The sequence below is a fragment of the Paenibacillus daejeonensis DSM 15491 genome (assembly GCF_000378385.1).
Classification (GTDB): Bacteria; Bacillota; Bacilli; order Paenibacillales; family Paenibacillaceae; genus Paenibacillus_D; species Paenibacillus_D daejeonensis.
This window is the reverse complement of sequence record NZ_KB899659.1, coordinates 1,195,445-1,216,567: the sequence shown is the minus strand read 5'-3', so window position 1 is coordinate 1,216,567 and position 21,123 is coordinate 1,195,445. Positions and strand designations below refer to the sequence as shown.

The window sequence follows — 21,123 nt, the reverse complement described above, 5'->3', positions numbered from 1 at the left end:
GCGCGTGAGACCGCATATTATTGTTGTCGATGATGATGAGAAAATCACTTCGCTGCTGAGACGCAGCTTGGCCTTTGAAGGCTATGAAGTAACGACCGCGAGCAACGGGCTGGAGGGGCTGAAGACCATGCTTGCCCATGATCCAGATCTGCTGGTGCTCGATGTCATGATGCCGCAGGTTGATGGATGGGAGGTATGCCGGCGCGTACGGGAGAGCGGCAGCGGCGTGCCGATACTGATGCTGACGGCCAAGGATGATATTAATGATCGTGTAAGGGGACTGGATCTCGGCGCCGACGATTATTTGGTGAAGCCGTTCGCATTGGAGGAGCTGCTGGCGAGAGTGCGGGCACTGCTGCGGCGCAAGCCCGACAAGCTGGAGGAGCCGGGTAGCCGTCTCTACTTTGACGATCTCATCCTGGATCTGGACTCAAGAGAGGCGATTCGCTCGGGCCGCAGCGTGGAGCTGACAGCCAAGGAATTCGATCTGCTCCATTTGTTTATGCAGAACCCAAGACGGGTATTAACCCGGGAGACAATTATGGAACGAATCTGGGGCTATGACTTCAGCGGGGAGTCCAATGTTCTGGAGGTCTATATCGCCATGCTGCGGCAGAAAACAGAAGATGGAGGGGCCAAACGGCTGATCCAGACCGTTCGCGGGACGGGGTATGTGCTGAAGGGAGAAGGAGGATAAATTCATATGTCCATCCGGTTGCGGCTGACACTATGGTATTCCGGGCTGCTGGCGTCCACCCTTATTATATTCGGCGTGTCGATCTATCTGTTTGTTAATTACTATACGTACACTGGCCTGAAGAGCCGGATCATTCAACAGGCCCAGACTATTTATATTGAACCGAGCTACGACTTTATTGAAAAATTCAAGTTGAATATTGATAACCGGCGATCCACGATTCAGCTCAACGAGTTTTTTATCCAGGTCGTCAATTACAGAAATCCTGCTCAGAGCTATCGGACACGCAATCTTCAGGATATCAGGCATTTTCCGTATCCGGAAGAAGGCGACGAGTTAACTCGGCAGGGCTCATTCCGCAATATCCGGGTTGAGAACTACCCGTTTCTAGTCTATGAATATCCGCTCATCTTGAATGATGGCTCCCTTGTGGGATTGCTTCAGGTGGCGGCTACTACGGAGCGTGAGGAAAGTCTGCTGCGCAATGTACAGACCATTCTTATTGTATCCTCGTTGTTCCTGGTGCTGGCTGCCTTCACCATCGGACTGTTCCTAGCGCGGAAGGCATTGAAGCCCATCGAGAATGTGATTCGAGCTACCAATCAGATTGAGAACGGCTCCAACCTGAGTGTCCGGATTGCCAGGGAAGGGCCGAATGACGAGATGGGGCAGCTAACAGATACGTTAAACGGAATGCTGGAGCGGCTGGAGACCACCTATAACGAGCTCGATGGTGCCTATAAGACGCAGCGCCGCTTTGTCTCGGATGCCTCGCATGAGCTGCGGACGCCGCTGACGACAATTCGTGGCAATATCGACCTGCTGGAGAAGATGTGGGTGCCGGAGCTGCAAGCGCCAGGTGAACAGCAGGAATCCTTTATTCGTCTGGATGCCGACAAGGCTGCGCTATCCATGGAGGCAATGCGCGATATTTCCGATGAAGCCAAACGCATGACGCGTCTCGTCAGTGACTTGTTGTCGCTGGCTAGGGCAGATGCCGGTTATCAGATGGAGAAGTCGGACGTCGCCCTCCTGCCACTGGTCGAAGAAGTCGCGAGACGCGCGCAGCTGCTGCCCCGGACCGTTGAGCTGCGTCTTGGAGACAGTCTTGCCTCGCTGGCGGAGACTCATGTTTACGGCAGTGAGGATTATTTGCGGCAGTTGATTTTCATCTTCATCGAAAATGCTTTCAAGTACACGCCCGAAGGTTATGTCGAGCTGCAGGCCATTCTTGTCAGCGGGCAAGCCGGACTGATTATCAAGGATACAGGGATCGGTCTGGACAAGGAAGAGGTACCGCACATCTTCGAACGCTTCTACCGGGCGGATGAGTCACGCGGCAAAACCGCGGGCACGGGTCTGGGGTTATCAATTGCCAAATGGATTATTGATGAGCATGGCGGCTCTATTGAGGTGAAGACCCGGCTCGGCGAGGGAACAACCTTCGTCATCTGGCTGCCGATCTCCTTTGCAGAAGAGGGAGATTCCGATATAATAGAAGACACCGACCGCTAGTTACACATGGGGTCAGAAAGCAGGTGAACAGCAGTGGAGGTACTGAAGATATCGCCAAGAGGTTATTGTTACGGCGTCGTCGATGCCATGGTGCTGGCCATGCAGACGGCCAAGAACCTGGATTTGCCGAGACCGATTTATATTCTGGGCATGATTGTCCATAACCGGCATGTAACCGAATCGTTTGATACGGAAGGCATTATTACGCTGGATGGAGAGAATCGCCTGGAGATTCTGGAACAAGTGGAGAAGGGAACCGTCATCTTCACCGCGCACGGCGTCTCGCCGGAGGTACGTCAACGGGCGAGGGAAAAAGGGCTGACCGTTGTCGATGCGACATGCCCGGACGTTACGCGTACCCATGACTTGATACGCGAGAAGACCGCAGAAGGCTACGAAATCCTCTATCTCGGCAAGCGTGGCCATCCGGAGCCGGAGGGGGCGATCGGCGTCGCGCCTGAGCGTGTCCACCTCATTGAGCGTCTGGAGGATGTGGAGCGTCTGGTGCTTACCAGCGATAAGATTATTATCACCAATCAGACCACGATGTCCCAGTGGGATGTCAAGCATCTAATCAAGCGGCTTCTGGAGGTCTTTTCGACCGCAGAGGTGCATAATGAGATCTGTCTGGCGACACAGGTTCGCCAGGAAGCGGTCGCGGAGCAAGTAGGCGATGCACAGCTCTGCATCGTCGTGGGCGATCCCCGGAGCAACAACTCCAACCGGCTCGCTCAGGTGTCGGAGGAGATCGGGGGCGTGCCGGCTTACCGGATTTCCGACCTTAGCGAGCTGAAGCGTGAATGGCTGGAAGGTGTGGAATTGGTGGCCGTCACCTCCGGCGCCTCTACCCCCACGCCCATTACCAAGGAAGTAATCAGTTATCTGGAGCAGTACGATCCGAATGACTCGGAGACGTGGGAGCTTAAGCGCACAATCAATATGAGCAAGCTGCTGCCCAAGATACGGGAGAAATCCAAAGCTTAAGCCATTGTAAGAGGTTTCTAGTGCAAAGCCTTCGTACCAATCCTGATCAAAGGGGGTTGACGGAGGCTTTTTTTTCTTGTATATTTACTTTATCGATTAAAAGCATAACAGCATAAAAGCTTAAAAGCGTATAAGCGTTGAAGCGCGAAAAGGAGAGATAACCATGATCGTTATTACAAACAAGAATGTATCGGAAGAAAGAATCGGAGAAATCGTTCAATATATTGAAAAAACAGGCGTCAAAGCTCACGTCTCGCGCGGGGAAGATCGCACGGTTGTCGGCATCATTGGTCAGGCGGAGCCAACCCTGGCCGAGCAGCTGCGGCAGATGAAGGATGTAGAGAACGTCATCAAAATTTCAAAATCCTACAAGCTTGCCAGCCGTGATTTCCATCCCGACGATACCATTATTGAGATCAAAGGCGTCAAGATTGGCGGGGAGCATATGGTTGTCATGGGCGGGCCTTGCGCCGTCGAGAACCCGGAGCAGATCGATGAGATCGCACGACTGGTTAAGGCAGCGGGTGGGCAGGTACTGCGTGGCGGAGCCTTCAAGCCGCGTACCGGACCTTACAGCTTCCAAGGTGTTGGTGTTGAGGGGCTGGCCATGATGGCCGAGGCGGGCAAGAGGCACGGCCTGCTGACGATTACAGAAGTCATGACACCGGAGTATGTCGATGTATGCGCCGAATACGCGGATATCCTGCAAGTAGGCACGCGCAACATGCAGAACTTTGATCTGCTCCGCAAGCTGGGAACAGTTCAGACACCTGTCCTGCTCAAGCGCGGATTCAGCTCAACCTACGATGAGTTCCTTAATGCAGCGGAGTACATCCTGGCCGGAGGCAATCCGAACGTTATGCTCTGCGAGCGCGGCATTCGCACCTTTGAACAGTACACCCGCAACACACTGGATTTAACCGCTATTCCTGTCCTTCAGCAGCTGAGCCATCTGCCGGTCATCTCGGATCCGAGCCATGGTACCGGCCGTCGGGAGCTGGTCGAGCCGATGTCCAAGGCATCGGTTGCTGCGGGAGCCAACGGACTAATCATCGAAATGCACACGGACCCGGACAACTCGATGACGGGTGATGGCGTTCAATCGTTGTTCCCGGATCAGTTCGCAGCACTATTGAAAGATCTGGAGAAGCTAGGTGAATTGGTCGGACGTCGTTTTGACACGGAGAAGGCACCGGCTGAAGCGTTTGCTACCTGGAAGAAATAATGTCGAATGTTGCCGCCATGATTGCCCGTTTAGGGGATCATGGCGGTTTTATTTGGTCTGATAGTGGTTAAAGACAAGAGATTCACTAAACCTGAACATTCGGTTTGACGGAAATGTGAACATTCAATAAAAAATGTAAGCATACCTTACACTCGCTTAAAAAATACCTGACATAAGTATTGACGAGGGTAGTCGCTCGTTTTATAATTACGACAGAGTTTAAAGCGAAAGTTGAACAATATCCGTTTTATTCTATGTTAATGTTCGGAAATGGAGGAAATATTAGATGTCAGCTCAAAAAGTATTGGACTTGATTAAAGAAAACAGCATTCAGTTCGTGGATTTCCGTTTTGTTGACCTTTCCGGTCGCGCGCACCATATCACATTGCCTTCTACAGAGGTGGATGCTGATACATTCGTTAACGGTGTTGCATTCGACGGCTCTTCGATCCCTGGTTTCCGCGGTATTGAAGAATCCGATATGGTTATGATGCCGGATACCGAAGCGGTCTATGTCGACCCTTTCACCGATCATCCGACATTGAACGTAATGTGTAATATTCATACGCCAGAAGGCGATCGTTATGACCGCGACCCGCGCAGCATCGCTCACAAGGCTGAAGAATTCCTGCAATCCGCAGGTGTAGGTACAGATGCTTTCTTCGCACCAGAGTCCGAATTCTTCATTTTCGACGATGTTCGCTATGAGAGCTCCATGAATACTTCGTTCTACTCCGTAGATTCCGAAGAAGCTGCTTGGAACACAGGCCGCAAGGAAGAAGGCGGCAACCTGGGCTTCAAAGTTGGCGTTAAAGGCGGATACGTGCCAGTAGCACCAATGGATACGCAACAGGATATCCGTAGTGAAATGGTTCGTCTGATGCAAGAAACAGGCCTGCGCGTTGAGCGTCATCACCATGAAGTTGCAACTGCCGGCCAAGGCGAAATCAACTTCCGTTTTGACACGCTGACCAAAACAGCTGACAACCTGCTGAAATACAAATATATCGTTCATAACGTTGCGCGCCAGTACGGCAAAGTTGCAACTTTCATGCCGAAGCCAATGTTTGGCGATAACGGTAGCGGTATGCACGTGCATACGTCCATTTTCGACAACGGCGAGCCGCTGTTCTACGAGAAAGGCGCTTATGCTAACCTGAGCCAGCTGGCTCTGCATTACATCGGGGGTATCCTGTACCATGCTCCAGCGCTGATCGCTCTGACGAACCCAAGCACGAACTCGTTCAAGCGTCTGGTACCTGGCTACGAAGCTCCGGTTAACCTGGTATTCTCCAAAGGTAACCGCTCTGCAGCTGTACGTATTCCGGTTGCTGCTGTTACAGCTAAAGGCTGCCGCATCGAGTTCCGTACACCGGACTCCACAGCTAACCCTTACCTGGCATTTGCTGCCATGCTGATGGCTGGTCTGGACGGCATCAAGCGCAAGCTGGATCCAAAAGAACTGGGCTACGGTCCTTTCGACAAAAATATCTATGAGCTCTCTGATGAAGAGAAGAGCGAAATCCGCAGCGTACCAGGCTCGCTGGACGAAGCGCTGGACGCTCTGGAAGCTGATTCCGAGTTCTTGACTGAAGGCGGCGTATTCTCGCCAGACTTCATCGCCAACTACGTGGCGTTCAAGCGTGAAGAAGCCAAAGCGGTATCGATCCGTGTTCATCCGCACGAGTACAGCCTCTACTTCGGCTGCTAATCCGCAATGATTCTATTCTTAACTAGTTGAGAAAGGCGAATCCTGGCAACAGGATTCGCTTTTTCTGCTGTTTTAGTGCTTCAGCATCAGTAGCCTAGCACGGATGGGACTTGATGCTTAAGGCCAAACTTGCTATCATTAGCCATAGTGTACATAGATAGCTACTAATGAAGGAAGTAAGAGGTGGAGAACGGTGACCAAACGCGCGTTTAATTTTAATGCCGGACCAGCTGCGCTGCCGCTTGAGGTGCTGCAGCAGGCCCAGGAGCAATTCGTCAATTATCACGGAGCGGGCATGTCAATTATGGAGATGTCGCACCGCAGTAAAGAATATGAGCAAGTGAACAACGATGCACAATCTCTGCTGAGACGACTGTTCCATATTCCGGACAATTATCATGTTCTCTTCTTGCAAGGCGGAGCCAGCACCCAGTTCGCTATGCTGCCTATGAATCTGCTTCAGCCAGGCCGTCCCGGAGCATACGTTATGACCGGCAGCTGGGCGAAGAAGGCACTCAAGGAAGCGCAATTGATTGGAGAAACAGCGATTGCGGCAACCTCCGAAGGGGATAGCTTCACGCGGATTCCAAGCTTGAGCGATATCGAAGTACCGGCCGAAGCCGCCTACCTGCATATTACCTCCAACGAGACGATCGAGGGAACACAGTACGGGGCATATCCTAATGTTGCGGACCATGCAACCTTGATTGCGGATATGTCCAGCGACATTCTGTCGCGTCCTGTCGACATCAAGCAGTTCGGGATGATTTACGCTGGAGCCCAGAAGAACCTTGGACCGTCAGGTGTCACGCTGGTTATTATTCGTGAAGACTTGGCTGCCTCCAGTCCCAAACATCTGCCTGCGATGCTGCGCTACGATACGCATGTGAAGGCTAACTCCCTATACAATACACCGCCATCTTTCTCCGTCTATATGGTAAAGCTGATGCTGGAGTGGATTGAAGCAAGAGGCGGCGTGTCCCAGGTCGAACAATACAATCGCGACAAGACCAACCTTATCTATGACGCGATTGATCAGAGCGGCGGCTTCTACCGCGGCGTGGCTCAGGCAGCGAGTCGTTCGACGATGAACATCACATTCCGTATTCATGATGCGGAGCTGGAGAAGCAGTTCATCCTGCAGTCGGAAGCCCAAGGCTTCGTCGGACTGAAAGGGCATCGTGATGTTGGCGGCCTGCGGGCATCGACATACAACTCCGTGCCGCTGGAGAGCTGCAGAGCGCTGGCGGAGTTCATGAAAGAGTTCCAGAAGAACAACGGTTAACCGGTGCGGATTACCGGTTCCATGATTCAGAACAGGCAAGAAGCCTTCCTGCCGCTGCGTCGCAGCGGAAGAAGGCTTCTTTTCCAATTCCAAGAGTGAGGGGCAGACTAGCCTGAAGAATCTTTGAGCTGGGGACCTGTGAGCTTGTAGCCGACATTGCGAACGGTCATAATATATTCTGGAGAACGGGCGTTTTTCTCGATTTTGTCACGCAGATGACTGATGTGAACGTCAACGATCCGGGTGTCACCCAGGAAATGATAGTCCCAGACACCATGCAGCAGTTGTTGTCTGCTTAGCACCTTGCCTCTGTGACTACACAGGAATAGTAATAATTCAAATTCTTTTGGCGTGAGTTCAACCAGCTGCCCATCCAGGTGAACCTCACGCTGCTCCGCATTGACTCTCAGACGTCCAAATTCATAGCTCTGGCCATCTCCGGCACTCGGGAGTGACTGCACCCTGCGGAAAACGGCCTGAATGCGAGAGATAAGCTCCTGGGGGCTGAAGGGCTTGGTCATGTAATCATCGGCTCCGTTATCGAGGCCGGCGATTTTATCAGTAACATCTTGAAGGGCGGTAAGCATGACGATGGGCACCGCATTTTGCTGTTTGCGAAGTTCGCGGCATACTTGGATGCCGTCCATCTTGGGAAGCATCAGATCCAATACAATTAGATCGGGGCGGTAAGGCTTGAGCATATCGAATACCGCTTCGCCGTCCTCAACGCATCGGACATCGAAGCCGGCCAGCTTAAGATTGAACTCGATTAGCATCGAGATGGAGGGCTCGTCGTCGACGACCAGGATTTTCTTTTTCATCGCTTAAGCTCCTTTTTCGGCTTATGTACCCCCATTATGGCATGGGACATTATGCGGCAGGTTAAGCAAACGTTAACCCAATGTAAAATTTGCAGAGCAGCTGATCATCTTTGGACAAATCAATCACAATCGTAGTGGGGGGACTATCATGGCATTACATATCGTACTGGTTGAACCGGAAATTCCGGCAAATACGGGGAACATTGCTCGCACGTGTGCAGCAACGGGAGCCCACCTGCATCTCGTCAGGCCATTGGGGTTTCAAACGGACGACCGGACACTGAAACGGGCGGGTCTGGATTATTGGCATGCGGTCAACGTCTCCTACTATGACAGCTTCGCCGAAGTAGAGAAGAGCTTTCCAGGCGGGCGTTTTTTCTTTGCAAGCACCAGGTCGGAGAAACGGTTTACGGATTTCCAATACCGGGATGGGGATGTTTTCGTGTTTGGGAAGGAGACCAAAGGCTTGCCGGACGAGCTGCTTGAAGCGAACCCGGAGACGTGCCTGCGGCTGCCCATGACGGGCGACGTACGGTCATTTAATTTGTCGAACGCTGCGGCGATCGTTGTGTTCGAAGCTCTGAGACAATTAGACTTCCCGGGGATGAATTAGTAGGTATCACCTGTGAAGACCTGTGAAGGACGACGATAGCTGTTACATCTTGCCTGTTTCAAAAGAGAGGTCGTCGTTTAAAAACATAAAATGAGCATCCGTTCCATCTTTTGGATGTTGCAGGTGCCCGGCGCTTGCAGAAAACTAGGAAATAACGGGATGAGGAAGGAAACCCGGACGATGTCTCGAAGGTTATGGTACACGGAGGTTCTCCCATACAAACAATTAATACTAGACACAGGAGTGGTGAATACAGTGAAACCAGCAGGAGTTGTACGCAAAGTTGACCAATTGGGCCGTATCGTGCTTCCCAAATCATTGCGCAAACGATATCAAATGAATGAAGGCGATCCTGTAGAAATCTTGGTGCAGGGTGATCATATTATATTGGAGCGCTATCGTCCAAGATGTGTATTCTGTACGTCCATGGAGGATGTCCGTGAGTTCAAGGAGCGTTATCTGTGCGCCGCTTGCGCCCAGGATATGAGTCAGATGCGAGCTTAATCAAGCTTTGTCGCCTATCAAAGAAGCCCCCGGGGATCCGGGGGCTTCTTTGATATTCGATTTAAGGCTTACAGTCCTTTGGTCTTGTCATCATTGTAGGATGAGGTGAAGATAGCGATCAAAAACATCACCATTACAATCATGATGACCCAGAACGTTCGCGTAAACTCCATTGGGAAATCCATAACGTACACCTCCAGTAAGCTGCTTATATTATACCCAAATCGGACAAAAAAGAAAACTTCAAATCTTGTGAACAGATTGTTACATTTCGGGTGGCTCCCACCAGTTGCCCATCCAGGGGATTAGGCGTACAATGTATGGTAGCCGAATTTTTGCCGCTTTCATCCGCGGACATTTTGATACAGATGGGAAGAGTACACATGGAATATCGTATATCTGAACGTATTGGCCAGTTGCATTCATCTGCCGTACGTGACATTTTGAAGCTTACGCAAGGCAACGAGATTATTTCATTTGCCGGAGGGCTGCCAGCTGAAGAGCTGTTTCCGCTTGAGGCCGTGCGGGACGCGGCTGCACGCGTGTTCCAGAAGGGCAGCGGATCACTGCAATACGGGGTAACGGAAGGGTATCTGTCGCTGCGTGAGCAGCTATGCACCCGAATGGCAGTCAAAGGAATGAAGGTTGAGCCGGAACAGATGATTCTCACGACCGGTTCCCAGCAAGCGCTGGATTTGCTCGCGCGTGTCTTGACCAACCCTGGGGACATTGTGCTTGTCGAGAATCCAACGTATTTGTCGAGCCTTCAGGTATTTAGCATGCATGGACTCACCGTTATTCCGGTAGAAAGCGACAAGGACGGCATGATCATGGAATCGCTGGAAGCCCTGCTGCGGCAGCACCGTCCGGCCATGATCTATGTTGTGCCGACCTTCGGCAATCCGACGGGACGAGTGTGGAGCCTGGAACGCCGCCAAGGGCTGCTGGCCCTGAGCCGGCAATTTGGCGTGCCGATTCTGGAGGATGATCCGTATGGCGATATCCGGTTCGACCCGCAGGCGGATTACCCGACCTTGTATTCCCTGGAAGGGGAAGCGGACGGTGGTACGGTTTTCTATATGGGCAGCTTCTCCAAGACGGTCGCTCCGGCCCTGCGTACGGGATGGGCAATGGGGGATCGCGGCATCATTGGCATGCTCGCCAAGGCCAAGCAAGCCTCGGACCTGCACTCGAGCACGCTGGATCAGCAGACGGTCAGTGAGCTGTTGACCCACTTCCCGCTCGATGATCATATTCGCAAGATCTCGGCTGCCTATGGCTCCCGGATGCGCCAAATGGAGCAGCTCTTGCTGCAGAGGAACTGGCAGGATCTCACTTGGGTTCAACCGCAGGGCGGCATGTTCCTGTGGCTAGAGCTGCCTGAAGGACTTGATGCGGAAGCGCTGCTGCGGGCTGCTGTGACCAAAGGCGTTGCCTTTGTACCGGGTGCTCCTTTCTTTGCCGGAACGCCGAAGCGCAATACGGCTCGTATGAACTTTACCTATACCGAAGGTGAGCGGATGCGCCAGGGCATCGAGCGTTTCGCCGAAGCGGTTGACGAATTTCTCGCCCGCTGTTAAGGATTCTCCGGTACAGGGTCTGTCAGCTTCGTATGCCACACACGGATAAGCTCGGCATATTGATCCAGGGCCAACAAGCCGGCTGGCCGAAGGCGATAGACCCCTCGCTCCACCCGCTCAAACCAACCGTAATAATCTTTTTGCAGGATGCTGGCCGCTTTGCTGCAGCCGCTCAGCTCTGCGACTCGGCGGGGCGGGGCGGAGCCCTCTGCCTGAAGGGCGTAGGCACAGCGCAGCGCCTTCTCGCGGTAGGCGGTCATCAACTGCTTGCTGCGGATGCCACCCGTGTTGTAGTCGCCGCTGCGTTCCCTGAATTCATTCAGCAGTCTCGCCTGGCGGGTCTTCCTCCGAAGCCCTCTCGGCAATTCCCCGGGCTCGCACAGCACCTCGATGAACGGAGACTTGGTTTTATAGAAGGTGACGGTAATGAGGCCCAGTCCGAGCATCCGGCAGAGCTCGGTGAGTTCGCCGAATCGCTGATTGTGGGCGCCGCTTTTTTTACGGTTCCGTTCGACTGCGAGAAACACATGCTCACTTACACGAAGACGTTCAACACCCTGCAGCAGCAGGGCCAGGTTGAACGTCTTTTTCATTTCTACAATAAGCATCTCATCTTCGCCGGGTCGCACGGCAACCAGATCGCAATGCTTGACTTCTCCTTTGACTTCGTACCCGCGAGCTTCAAAAAATTGCTTGAGCGGAGAGTACAGCTCCGCCTCTTCTTTTACTGCCACTAGGTATTCTCGTCTCCTCTCCCGGACCGATGAATCCTGTTATAATGCTCCATTATAGCATACTGCCTGTCCGTACTCATCCCATCCCGGCTTGGCTCTGCGACTCGCCCGGGGCAAAAACGACCGTGGCGGATTTTAAAAAGAGGGCAATTTCGAAGCGCCCACTGCATAGGATTGTATTACTTCAAAAAAAGATAGTGTTCACTGGTGGCGGAGGCTGGCATGACCTGACACAAAGAGAAGGACTAGAGCAGCAGGAGCGATGGGAGGAGGTTCGGTATGGATATTTTTGAGAAAATTACGCAGTATAACGCAGAGAGCGAACAGTTATTGTGGACGGGTTCATTTAAGGAATATATTGATATCCTCAAAAAGGACCCCACACCGGCGATGACGGCCCACTCACGGGTCTATGCGATGATTGAAGCCATGGGGACCGAGGAGATAAACGGGCGCAAACGCTACAAGTTTTTTGAGCAGGAGATCTTTGGTCTCGACCGGGCGGTTGAGAAGCTGGTGGAGGAATATTTTCACTCCGCAGCCCGGAGACTGGATGTCCGCAAGCGGATCTTGCTGCTGATGGGGCCGGTCAGCGGGGGGAAATCGACCATTGTGACGATGCTCAAAAAAGGGCTGGAGCGGTTCTCCAGGACCGAGAAGGGCGCTGTCTATGCGATCAAAGGCTGCCCGATGCACGAGGAGCCGTTGCACCTGATTCCTCACGAACTAAGGGGAGATGTGGAGAAGGAGCTGGGTGTTCGGATTGAAGGCAATCTGTGCCCTTCCTGCCAGATGCGACTTCGCACCGAGTATGGCGGTCGGATCGAGGATGTGCTGGTAGAACGCGTACAGATCTCCGAGGATAATCGGGTGGGCATCGGTACCTTTAGCCCCTCGGATCCCAAGTCGCAGGATATTGCCGATCTTACAGGCAGCATCGACTTCTCGACAATTACCGAATTTGGTTCCGAGTCGGATCCGCGTGCCTACCGGTTTGACGGGGAGCTGAATAAGGCAAACCGCGGACTGATGGAGTTTCAGGAAATGCTCAAATGCGACGAGAAGTTCCTCTGGAACTTGCTGTCGCTGACGCAAGAAGGCAATTTCAAGGCGGGACGCTTCGCATTGATTTCGGCCGATGAACTGATTATTGCGCACACCAATGAGACGGAATACAAGTCATTCATCAGCAATAAGAAAAACGAGGCGCTGCAGTCCCGGATGATCGTCATGCCGATTCCCTACAACCTGAAGGTGTCTGAAGAGGAGAAAATTTATAGCAAGCTGATTCAGCAGAGTGACATGAAGCACATCCATATTGCGCCGCACTCGTTGCGTTCGGCCGCGATTTTCTCCATACTTACCCGTCTGAAGGATTCCAAGAAGCAGGGCATGGATCTCGTCAAAAAAATGCGCATGTATGATGGCGAGGAGGTCGAGGGCTTCAAGGAAGCCGACCTCAAAGAAATGCAAAATGAATATACCGATGAAGGCATGTCAGGCATCGACCCGCGATATGTCATCAACCGGATCTCCAGTGCGCTGATCAAGCAGGACCTGCAGTGCATCAATGCATTGGACGTGTTGAGAGCGCTGAAGGACGGACTGGATCAGCATCCATCCATTACCAAGGAAGAGCGGGAGAAATATCTCAATTATATTTCTGTGGCCCGCAAGGAATACGACAACCTGGCGAAAAAGGAAATTCAGAAGGCGTTTGTGTATTCCTTCGAGGAGTCGGCACGTACGCTATTCGAAAACTATCTGGATAACATCGAGGCCTTCTGCAATTGGGCCAAGATCAAAGATCTGCTCACTGGCGAAGAGATGGATCCGGATGAGCGTCTGATGCGATCCATTGAGGAGCAAATTGGCATTTCGGAAAATGCCAAAAAGGCATTCCGTGAAGAAATTCTGATTCGTATCTCTTCCTATTCCCGCAAAGGCAAGCGGTTTGACTATGCCAGTCATGACCGGCTTCGCGAAGCGATCGAGAAGAAGCTGTTCACGGATCTGAAGGATATTGTGAAGATTACCACCTCCACCAAAACACCGGATGAACTGCAGCTGAAGCGGATCAATGAAGTAACCAAACGTCTGATGGACGATCACGGCTATTGCCCGGTGTGTGCCAATGAGCTGTTGCGCTATGTCGGCAGCTTGCTGAATCGCTAAGGAACAGGCAGTCAACTGAAGCAGACCCGAGCGGTCTGCTTTTTTTGTGCGATAAGAAGGTCATTGATAACAGAACGTATGTTCTGTATAATGGGGAGTAGGTAATTAGAACGGAGGGAGAACGGTGAAATTTGTTTTGGCAGGGAAGGATGGTACACTGGAAGAGGTGGCAATCTCGGACGTGCTCATGATTAAGCTGACTAGCAAAGGTCCGCTATTCTACACGACTAGCGGCGAATACAGTTATGCCATGACGCGTTCCGCGCTGCTGCCATCGCTGCAAGCGATGGGTTTCGAGTCGCTGGACCGCAATAACATTGTCAATACGGCCTACATCCATCATTATAATGAAGAGTTCAGAGAGGTCCATCTCGGTGCTGACCAGGAGCAAGCAATCCGCGCTTCGGTATCTACCTCGAGCACCCGCAAGCTGCCAGACCACCTGCGTGAGCGGTCTGAGTGCTATTTTTATTCGGTAACGGCCTGAGCAGTATAGACCAGCTGCTAGTGAACCGCTTTCAATATCATGGTTGAATGTCTTGCTCTTATGTATATAATGGAGAGAAGGATATGGCACAACACCAATGATATGGAAGGATCGACCTAACGAATGATGAACTTATCCCCCAAACGATTGAAGCAAGTCCAATTTACCGGCATTACTGATGCGGATCTTGCCTTACTGGCGCAGCATCGTTCCGTCTTTGAACGTATTGTAACGGACGTCGTGGACCGGTTCTATGAGCGGATCCAGCAGGAGCCTGAGCTGCGCGCGCTGATTGAGCGCTTCAGCACGATTCCCCGGCTCAAAGAAACTCAGCGTGATTATTGGTTGTCTCTTGCAACCGGCCACTTGGATGACAACTATATCGATAATCGGATTCGTATCGGTTTGGTGCACTCGCGTATTGGACTGACAACAGACTGGTATTTGGGTACTTATATGATTTATACCGATCTCGCAGCGGACATCCTGCAGCAAGTACTGCCCGAGCAGTGGCAACGCGTGTTATACGCGATTACCAAGATGTTCAATCTGGATTCCCAGCTTGTTCTGGAGGCTTACGAGCAGGCTGAGCAGCAGCAGCTCCAGGACCTGACCGCGCAGCAGGATCGTCTTCTCCAGACGATCGCCGAAGCGGTGCAGCAGCTGGCAGGCATGATCGTCCAGCTCGATGCCAGCTCGCAGAACATTGCCGAGACCGCAGTATCGACGGCTGAGTCGCAAGACAAGTCGCATCAGCTGCTGGGAGAGCTGCGTCATGAGATCGATAACATTAGTGCGATGGGGACGCTGATACGCGGTATTTCTGATCAGACCCATTTAATAGGACTCAACGCAGCCATCGAAGCGGCCCATGCCGGTGAACACGGGCGAGGCTTCGAAGTGGTGGCGAGCGAGGTCCGTAAGCTGGCTGCCTCCTCGAAGCAGACGCTTGTGGATATTCAGGGGCGCTTGGAGCGTATTGTCACCAAAGTGTCCGAGGTGCGCGTAGAGTCAGAATCCACCAGTAAGCAGGCCCGCTTGCAGGCAGCCCGTTCCCAAGAACTGGCGAGCTTTGTGAGTACGATCGACAAGGTATCGAGGGAGCTGGAACAGCTCAAATCCGAGACTTCCTAGACGTCTAATTTTCCTTTGTAATTTGATGTTAAATAAGTTGACATATATAGGCGGCATCAGTATGATTGAAAGTATAAATCATGTTGATGTCGCCATTTTTGTCAAATAGTACTACATATTTTTGACATGGTGAAGCGGGAGTTTGCGCTTCGGAATGAACGGCATCTGCATATATGGAGGAGGGATTGCATGTCGATTGCCAGACAGCCGGAGCCGTATTATTATGATGCCCGATCTTTTTATGACGAAATGTACGATTCGGATCTCTCCATACGCCCGCACTACGATACGATCCATCAATTATTCTCACGCTTGAAACCGGCCGAGCTGACGACCCGCCAGCATGCTTTAGACCAACGGATGCTCGAAGAAGGGATTACCTTTACCCTCTATACCCCGGATCAGCCGGAGCCGCTGGAGCGGACGATCCCGTTCGATTATATCCCGCGGGTTATCCCGGCAGAGGAATGGGAGCAAATTGAGCGGGGATTGAAGCAGCGGGTTCGCGCCCTCAACGCCTTCACCAGGGATATCTATCATCGGCAGCACATCATCGCCGACGGTCTGGTCCCAAGGCGAATGGTGATGGGCAATAAGTATTATCGACCTGAGATGGCAGGCCTGGATGTACCCGGCAATGCCTATATGACCACGACAGGTATCGACCTGATCCGCGATGAAACCGGCCGCTATCTAGTGCTTGAGGATAATCTCAGATCGCCCTCCGGCTTTTCCTACCTTTATACCGGGCGCTCCCTGATGAGCGAATTGTTCCACGACTTGTATTTCTCCTGTTCTGTCCACAGTATTGAACGAAGCCTTAATGTTTTCCTCAGCTCGTTACGCTCGCTGGCCCCGTCGGGCAAGCGTGATCCATTTATTGTTTTGCTAACCCCAGGGCCCTATAATTCAGCCTTTTTTGAGCATACCTTTCTCGCCCAGCAGATGGGCATTCATTTGGTTGAGGGAAGAGATCTCGTCTACAAAGACCAGAAAATCTATCTGCGGGATCTTCGTGGACTGCGGCAGGTGGATGTCATTTACCGGCGAATCGACGACGACTATCTTGACCCGCTGGCTTTTCAACCGGATTCGATGCTGGGCGTTCCGGGATTAATGAATGCTTATCGAGCTGGCAATGTAGCGATCGCCAACGCTCCGGGTACAGGAGTGGCAGATGACAAGGCGGTTTATGCGTATGTTCCAGACATGATTCGTTATTATCTCGGGGAAGAGCCGATTCTCGGCAACGTTCCGACCTATCTGCTCAGCCGCAAGGAAGATCTCGACTATACGCTTGCTCATTTAGAACAGTTGGTTGTCAAGGAAACCTCGCTCTCCGGCGGTTACGGTATGCTGGTTGGGCCGCAGGCTTCTGCACGGGAGATTGCGGTATTTGCAGAAGAAATCAGAAAATCTCCGGAGCGCTATATCGCCCAAGAAACAATGAAGCTCTCGCGCGCCCCGATCATGAAGAATGGTGTCATGAGTCCGCGTCATATTGATCTGCGTGCGTTTACGCTCATGGGCAGCTCGGATCTGCATGTCATTCCGGGCGGGCTGACACGGGTTGCGCTGCAGGAGGGGTCCCTGGTGGTCAATTCTTCGCAAGGTGGTGGGGTCAAGGATACGTGGGTGCTTAACCGCTAGCTTACTATTAGGATCTGGAGGCGATGGCGATGTTGAATCGGAATGCAGAAGCATTGTTCTGGGTAGGCAGATACATGGAGCGGGCAGAGAATCATGCCCGGCTGATCGATGTCCATTACCATCTACAGCAAGAGCATCGGCAACATGAAGACCAGCTGTCACAACTGCAAGGTGACAAGTGGGCCCGAATCGTAGAGGCGCTCGGCAGCCGTATGGCTTATGAACAGCAGTATGGAGGCTATAATGAAGAGGATGTCCTACACTATATTACCCTTGACCGGGACAATCCCAATTCGCTAGTCGCTTGTGTGAATTATGCCAGAGGCAATCTGCGGACGCTTCGGGAAAAGGTTCCTACTGAAATTTGGGATGTCGTTAACAGTTTTTATCTATGGCTGCGGGAGCGGCATCGCGACGAGCTGATGAAGGATTCTCCCCACCAGCTGTACAAGCGAATCAAAGAGTGGACGGCACTGTATCAGGGTGTTGCCCAGTCTGTGATGGCCCGTGAGAACGAATGGCATTTTATGGAGTGCGGCCGTTACCTGGAACGGGCCGAGAACACGCTTCGTATTATGCAAGCCATTCGGAGCACGCTGGATAAGGGGGAGGACGGTGCTCCGCAGGCCTATCCTTATTTGCAAGCTACGCTGCGATCGGTGAGTGGTTATCAGGTGTTCCGGCGGTATTATGCAGACGGCATGTCTCCCGACGGAATTATTGAATTTCTTGTGCTGCATCCGGCATTCCCGCGCTCCGTCAGCTTTGCTCTGCATGCGATGGATGAGCATCTGCGCAGCCTGGAATTGCAGGAGACGGCGCTCAAGCTTGCCCATGGCAAGGTGGTCCGTCAGGCTGGCAAGGTCATCGCGGAATTGTCCTGTCTGGAGCGCGAGGATTTGCAGCAGGATAGAGAAGGACTGATGATTGCGGTATTGCTGGGTGCGTGTCAGCAGCTCGGAAGTGCCTTTGCCAAAACCTTTTTTCGGATCGGGGAGGCCAGTGCATGAAGCTGAAAATCATGCATGTCACGGAGTACACGTATGCCGAGCCGGTTACGGACAGTGTCAATGAAGTGCGGCTGACTCCTTGTACGAATGAGTGGCAATCCTGCTATCAACACGCCATCGCCGTTGAACCGAATACTCCCTTGCAATCGTATGAGGATTTTTTCGGCAACCGGGTAACCGCCTTTTCAGTCAACGAGCCGCACACCAAGCTTACGATTCGCACCCAGATGACCGTCGTCACAACGGAACCCGGACGTGAGCGGGAGGCGGAGCGCAAGGGCCGGCTATTCAGTCCGGCAGAAGCTTGGGCTTGGCTGGATAAGGATGAAGCGCAGAACCGGTTTGCCGAATATTTGCTGCCCACCTCTTATACAACAGCAACACCGGAAGTGCTGGTATTTGCCGGGATGGACGAGCGTACGGCCGAGGAGCCTGCCATCGTCCACGAATGGCTGTCTGCGCTCTCCGAGCGAATTCGCCAGGAATTTACTTACGATGCAGATGCAACTGATGTGAAGACCAAGGTAGCAGACATGATTGGTTCGAAGCGGGGCGTATGCCAGGATTTTGCACATCTGATGATTACCATTTGCAGGAGCCGCAATATTCCGGCGCGTTATGTGAGCGGATATCAGTTCATTGGAGATTTGCAGGAGGAGGGGACCGCAGTACAGCATGCCTCTCATGCGTGGGTCGAGGCGTATGTTCCCAATCGTGGCTGGTGTTCCTATGATCCGACCAACCCTTCGATTGTAGGTGAGCGGTACGTAAAGCTCGGCCATGGGCGGGACTACAAAGATATTGTCCCCGTCAAGGGAGTGTATCGTGGAAGCAGCGGAGCGCACCTGGATGTCTCTGTGGTCGTTGAGCAGTTGGATGGGTAGATCATAAGCGAGCCATGAAAAAGGCTGTCGGGATGTTCCCGACAGCCTTTCGACCTTTGCAGGTCCGTTTAATTTGCTCTGTGAGTGGCGCGGATTACAACGAAGTCGACTGATGTAGGACGCGTTCGCGATCCAGCTCTTGCAGTGCTTCTTCCGCACGCTCGCGGTCTTTCGGTTTGATCTGGAGCTTCATCATTTCATGCTGCCCGGCTTGGCTGCCTACAGCATTCATGGCCATTCCGCCTTGCGATGCAAATCCGGAAGCGCCAGCTCCTGTTTCAGATTTCAGGCGAGAAGGAATGTCCTTCGATTGAAGATATGAATATTTGGATTGCAGCTCTTCTGCCTGATTGCCTCTTGCGGTTGCGAGGGTAATCCAACGGCCTTTGCTTGCAACTACGATTATGCCTACTACCAGTAACACACCCAATACAATAAGGATTGTTTCCATCATCTGAATCACCTCTGTATCCGGGGGGTTGCCCCTGTGTTGATTATTAATACCCGCGTACTGAGGGCGTGAATCAACTACAGGGGGCATGCTGGACAAATAGGCATCAAATGAACTTGCGACTCGTCTTGTTGCCGTCGCAGCTGAATACGAGCGTTTTATCTTCCACGACGGTCTCCAAATGGACAGATTTTCCCCACAGCTTGACCACATGAGGCAGGGTACGCTCTACGTATTTCAAGTCCAGCTCCACGCCTTCGTACTGATGCTTCATATATAGCTCCCCGGAACGGTTCCAATCTCCGTCTGTAACCACGAGGCTCGGAAAACCGCCGTTAACGCGCGAGTAGACGAGCTGATCTCGAATGTTCTCCCAGGACTTATCGGTTATTTTCCATTCAGGTCCTTTTTTCTCGAAAATATAGAGGTCCAGATCGGTGACGAGCTTCTTGGTTAAATAGTTGCGAATGAACGATTGGTCGGAGTCGATTTCGCGGACTTCGAAGATTTTGTCGCGCCCTTGTCCCGGGAGACGACCGAAGCGTTCCTGTTCTTCTTTTGTCGGCTCATCCCAGCGTTTTTCGATATCCTCGAATATTTTCAGCCCCAGATAGTAAGGGTTTAGACTATTTTTGGAGGGTTGGACAACGGCTGAATTCAGCTTGGCGAATTCGATCGTTTCCTCGCTCGTGAGATCCATCTCCCGGATGATCCGCTGATGCCAGTAGGAAGCCCAGCCCTCGTTCATGATTTTGGTCTCGATTTGCGGCCAGAAATAGAGCATTTCGTCACGCAGCATGGACATAATATCGCGCTGCCAATCCTTCAGCACTTCGGAATTCTCTTCAATGAACCAGACCAGATCCTTCTCCGGCTGCGGGGGGAATTTTCGTTTTCCTTCCTTGGTGCTTTCCTGCTTTGGTTTCATGTCGGGGTCCAAGGACCAGAGATCGTCGTAAGGCAGTACGGGAGCGGGCGGTTTTTTGCGGTCGCCTTCCCGTTTTTCTTGCAGCTCAATGTAACGCGCTTTATCCATCTGATAAGGCTTGATCAGTGTGGGGTCCACATGCTCCTGGATCGCTAGTACCGCATCGATAAATTGTTCGACCACATCGGTGCCGTAATCCCGCTCATACTGAGCTACCCGGTCTGCCGTCGCGGACATGCTCTCAACCATATTGCGGTTGGAGCGGCTAAATCGGGCATTGTTCTTGAAGAAGTCACAGTGGGCCAGGACGTGGGCAACAATCAGCTTGTTCTGAATGAGAGAGTTGCCATCGAGCAAGAAGGCGTAGCACGGATTGGAGTTAATGACGAGCTCATAGATTTTGCTGAGACCAAAATCGTACTGGGTTTTCATTTTATGAAACGTCTTGCCGAAGCTCCAATGGCTGAAACGCGTCGGCATGCCGTAAGCGCCGAAGGTGTAGATAATGTCGGAAGGACAGATCTCATAGCGCATCGGATAAAAATCCAGGCCAAAGCCTTGCGCCACCTCGGTAATTTCGTCAATTGCGCGTTCCAGCTGGCGTATCTCGTCTTGCTTCATCTCTCGTCCCCTCCAGTTGTAGCGATAAGTTTCCTATTCTATGTGTATGGGGGGGCCGGGCCGATTATGCGGTGGCCATGGACTTCACAGCTGTGTCACTGGCTTATTCCATCT

General features: G+C 52.3%; 19 protein-coding genes. 15 read left to right on the top strand and 4 right to left on the bottom strand.

Features of this window, described 5'->3' with window-relative positions:
- Positions 1 to 4: 4 nt before the first annotated feature.
- The 6 genes from F556_RS0106015 to serC all read left to right on the top strand — a co-directional run bounded on the left by F556_RS0106015 (position 5) and on the right by serC (position 7,417).
- Complete coding sequence (locus F556_RS0106015; protein WP_020616011.1) at positions 5 to 697, top strand: response regulator transcription factor; 693 nt, start codon at positions 5 to 7, stop codon at positions 695 to 697.
- Between the two features lie 6 nt (positions 698 to 703).
- Entirely contained in the window at positions 704 to 2,212 is a 1,509-nt protein-coding gene (locus F556_RS0106010; protein ID WP_020616010.1) for a sensor histidine kinase, read from the top strand.
- Positions 2,213 to 2,245: 33 nt separating this feature from the next.
- A complete protein-coding gene (locus tag F556_RS0106005; protein WP_026297132.1) occupies positions 2,246 to 3,196 on the top strand; it encodes a 4-hydroxy-3-methylbut-2-enyl diphosphate reductase in 951 nt (316 codons plus the stop codon).
- Between the two features lie 163 nt (positions 3,197 to 3,359).
- The gene (gene aroF, locus F556_RS0106000; RefSeq protein WP_020616008.1) at positions 3,360 to 4,421 is read left to right on the top strand and encodes a 3-deoxy-7-phosphoheptulonate synthase; all 1,062 of its coding nucleotides are present in this window, start codon (positions 3,360 to 3,362) and stop codon (positions 4,419 to 4,421) included.
- A 286-nt stretch (positions 4,422 to 4,707) separates the two neighbouring features.
- Complete coding sequence (gene glnA, locus F556_RS0105995) at positions 4,708 to 6,132, top strand: type I glutamate--ammonia ligase (protein WP_020616007.1); 1,425 nt, start codon at positions 4,708 to 4,710, stop codon at positions 6,130 to 6,132.
- 193 nt (positions 6,133 to 6,325) lie between these two features.
- A complete protein-coding gene (serC, locus tag F556_RS0105990) occupies positions 6,326 to 7,417 on the top strand; it encodes a 3-phosphoserine/phosphohydroxythreonine transaminase (protein ID WP_020616006.1) in 1,092 nt (363 codons plus the stop codon).
- A gap of 107 nt (positions 7,418 to 7,524) precedes the next feature.
- On the opposite strand, the gene F556_RS0105985 is transcribed toward serC, so the two are convergent.
- Positions 7,525 to 8,238 carry a response regulator transcription factor gene (locus F556_RS0105985; protein WP_020616005.1) on the bottom strand — a complete coding sequence of 238 codons (714 nt, stop codon included), beginning with the start codon at positions 8,236 to 8,238 and terminating at the stop codon, positions 7,525 to 7,527.
- A gap of 148 nt (positions 8,239 to 8,386) precedes the next feature.
- Here F556_RS0105985 and trmL point away from each other — a divergent pair, with 148 nt between their 5' ends.
- From trmL to F556_RS0105965, 3 genes are all read left to right on the top strand, one after another.
- Complete coding sequence (gene trmL, locus F556_RS0105980) at positions 8,387 to 8,851, top strand: tRNA (uridine(34)/cytosine(34)/5-carboxymethylaminomethyluridine(34)-2'-O)-methyltransferase TrmL (protein ID WP_020616004.1); 465 nt, start codon at positions 8,387 to 8,389, stop codon at positions 8,849 to 8,851.
- A 255-nt stretch (positions 8,852 to 9,106) separates the two neighbouring features.
- Complete coding sequence (locus tag F556_RS0105975) at positions 9,107 to 9,355, top strand: AbrB/MazE/SpoVT family DNA-binding domain-containing protein (protein ID WP_020616003.1); 249 nt, start codon at positions 9,107 to 9,109, stop codon at positions 9,353 to 9,355.
- Between the two features lie 383 nt (positions 9,356 to 9,738).
- Complete coding sequence (locus tag F556_RS0105965; protein ID WP_020616001.1) at positions 9,739 to 10,935, top strand: aminotransferase-like domain-containing protein; 1,197 nt, start codon at positions 9,739 to 9,741, stop codon at positions 10,933 to 10,935.
- On the opposite strand, the gene F556_RS0105960 is transcribed toward F556_RS0105965, so the two are convergent.
- Positions 10,932 to 11,669, bottom strand: coding sequence for a DUF2161 domain-containing phosphodiesterase (locus tag F556_RS0105960; RefSeq protein ID WP_020616000.1), 738 nt, complete (start codon positions 11,667 to 11,669; stop codon positions 10,932 to 10,934). The genes F556_RS0105965 and F556_RS0105960 overlap by 4 nt on opposite strands.
- Positions 11,670 to 11,948: 279 nt before the next feature.
- Between F556_RS0105960 and F556_RS0105955 the strand changes: the two genes are divergently transcribed.
- The 6 genes from F556_RS0105955 to F556_RS0105930 all read left to right on the top strand — a co-directional run bounded on the left by F556_RS0105955 (position 11,949) and on the right by F556_RS0105930 (position 19,009).
- Positions 11,949 to 13,844 carry a PrkA family serine protein kinase gene (locus F556_RS0105955; protein WP_020615999.1) on the top strand — a complete coding sequence of 632 codons (1,896 nt, stop codon included), beginning with the start codon at positions 11,949 to 11,951 and terminating at the stop codon, positions 13,842 to 13,844.
- Positions 13,845 to 13,968: 124 nt separating this feature from the next.
- Positions 13,969 to 14,331 carry a LytTR family transcriptional regulator DNA-binding domain-containing protein gene (locus F556_RS0105950; RefSeq protein ID WP_020615998.1) on the top strand — a complete coding sequence of 121 codons (363 nt, stop codon included), beginning with the start codon at positions 13,969 to 13,971 and terminating at the stop codon, positions 14,329 to 14,331.
- Between the two features lie 123 nt (positions 14,332 to 14,454).
- Entirely contained in the window at positions 14,455 to 15,465 is a 1,011-nt protein-coding gene (locus F556_RS0105945) for a globin-coupled sensor protein (RefSeq protein ID WP_020615997.1), read from the top strand.
- Positions 15,466 to 15,654: 189 nt separating this feature from the next.
- The gene (locus F556_RS0105940; protein WP_020615996.1) at positions 15,655 to 17,115 is read left to right on the top strand and encodes a circularly permuted type 2 ATP-grasp protein; all 1,461 of its coding nucleotides are present in this window, start codon (positions 15,655 to 15,657) and stop codon (positions 17,113 to 17,115) included.
- 29 nt (positions 17,116 to 17,144) lie between these two features.
- Positions 17,145 to 18,125, top strand: coding sequence for an alpha-E domain-containing protein (locus F556_RS0105935; RefSeq protein WP_020615995.1), 981 nt, complete (start codon positions 17,145 to 17,147; stop codon positions 18,123 to 18,125).
- Positions 18,122 to 19,009 (top strand): transglutaminase family protein, encoded by an 888-nt coding sequence (locus F556_RS0105930; protein WP_020615994.1) that lies wholly within the window; start codon positions 18,122 to 18,124, stop codon positions 19,007 to 19,009. Before F556_RS0105935 ends, F556_RS0105930 begins: the two co-directional genes overlap by 4 nt.
- A 94-nt stretch (positions 19,010 to 19,103) precedes the next feature.
- Here the strand turns inward: F556_RS0105930 and F556_RS0105925 are convergent, their stop codons facing one another.
- Together F556_RS0105925 and F556_RS0105920 are read right to left on the bottom strand one after the other, a co-directional pair.
- Positions 19,104 to 19,463: a hypothetical protein gene (locus F556_RS0105925; protein WP_020615993.1), complete on the bottom strand. Its 360-nt coding sequence runs from the start codon at positions 19,461 to 19,463 to the stop codon at positions 19,104 to 19,106.
- A 103-nt stretch (positions 19,464 to 19,566) separates the two neighbouring features.
- Positions 19,567 to 21,009 carry a SpoVR family protein gene (locus tag F556_RS0105920; protein WP_020615992.1) on the bottom strand — a complete coding sequence of 481 codons (1,443 nt, stop codon included), beginning with the start codon at positions 21,007 to 21,009 and terminating at the stop codon, positions 19,567 to 19,569.
- Positions 21,010 to 21,123 lie beyond the last annotated feature (114 nt).

Coding starts and splice junctions, on each gene's coding strand:
- F556_RS0106010 (WP_020616010.1), top strand. CDS start 704: ATGTCCATCCGGTTGCGGCTGACACTATGGTATTCCGGGCTGCTGGCG.
- trmL (WP_020616004.1), top strand. CDS start 8,387: ATGGCATTACATATCGTACTGGTTGAACCGGAAATTCCGGCAAATACG.
- F556_RS0105925 (WP_020615993.1), bottom strand. CDS start 19,463: ATGATGGAAACAATCCTTATTGTATTGGGTGTGTTACTGGTAGTAGGC.
- F556_RS0105985 (WP_020616005.1), bottom strand. CDS start 8,238: ATGAAAAAGAAAATCCTGGTCGTCGACGACGAGCCCTCCATCTCGATG.
- F556_RS0105920 (WP_020615992.1), bottom strand. CDS start 21,009: ATGAAGCAAGACGAGATACGCCAGCTGGAACGCGCAATTGACGAAATT.
- glnA (WP_020616007.1), top strand. CDS start 4,708: ATGTCAGCTCAAAAAGTATTGGACTTGATTAAAGAAAACAGCATTCAG.
- F556_RS0105955 (WP_020615999.1), top strand. CDS start 11,949: ATGGATATTTTTGAGAAAATTACGCAGTATAACGCAGAGAGCGAACAG.
- F556_RS0105940 (WP_020615996.1), top strand. CDS start 15,655: ATGTCGATTGCCAGACAGCCGGAGCCGTATTATTATGATGCCCGATCT.
- aroF (WP_020616008.1), top strand. CDS start 3,360: ATGATCGTTATTACAAACAAGAATGTATCGGAAGAAAGAATCGGAGAA.
- F556_RS0105945 (WP_020615997.1), top strand. CDS start 14,455: ATGATGAACTTATCCCCCAAACGATTGAAGCAAGTCCAATTTACCGGC.
- F556_RS0105965 (WP_020616001.1), top strand. CDS start 9,739: ATGGAATATCGTATATCTGAACGTATTGGCCAGTTGCATTCATCTGCC.
- F556_RS0105930 (WP_020615994.1), top strand. CDS start 18,122: ATGAAGCTGAAAATCATGCATGTCACGGAGTACACGTATGCCGAGCCG.
- F556_RS0105935 (WP_020615995.1), top strand. CDS start 17,145: ATGTTGAATCGGAATGCAGAAGCATTGTTCTGGGTAGGCAGATACATG.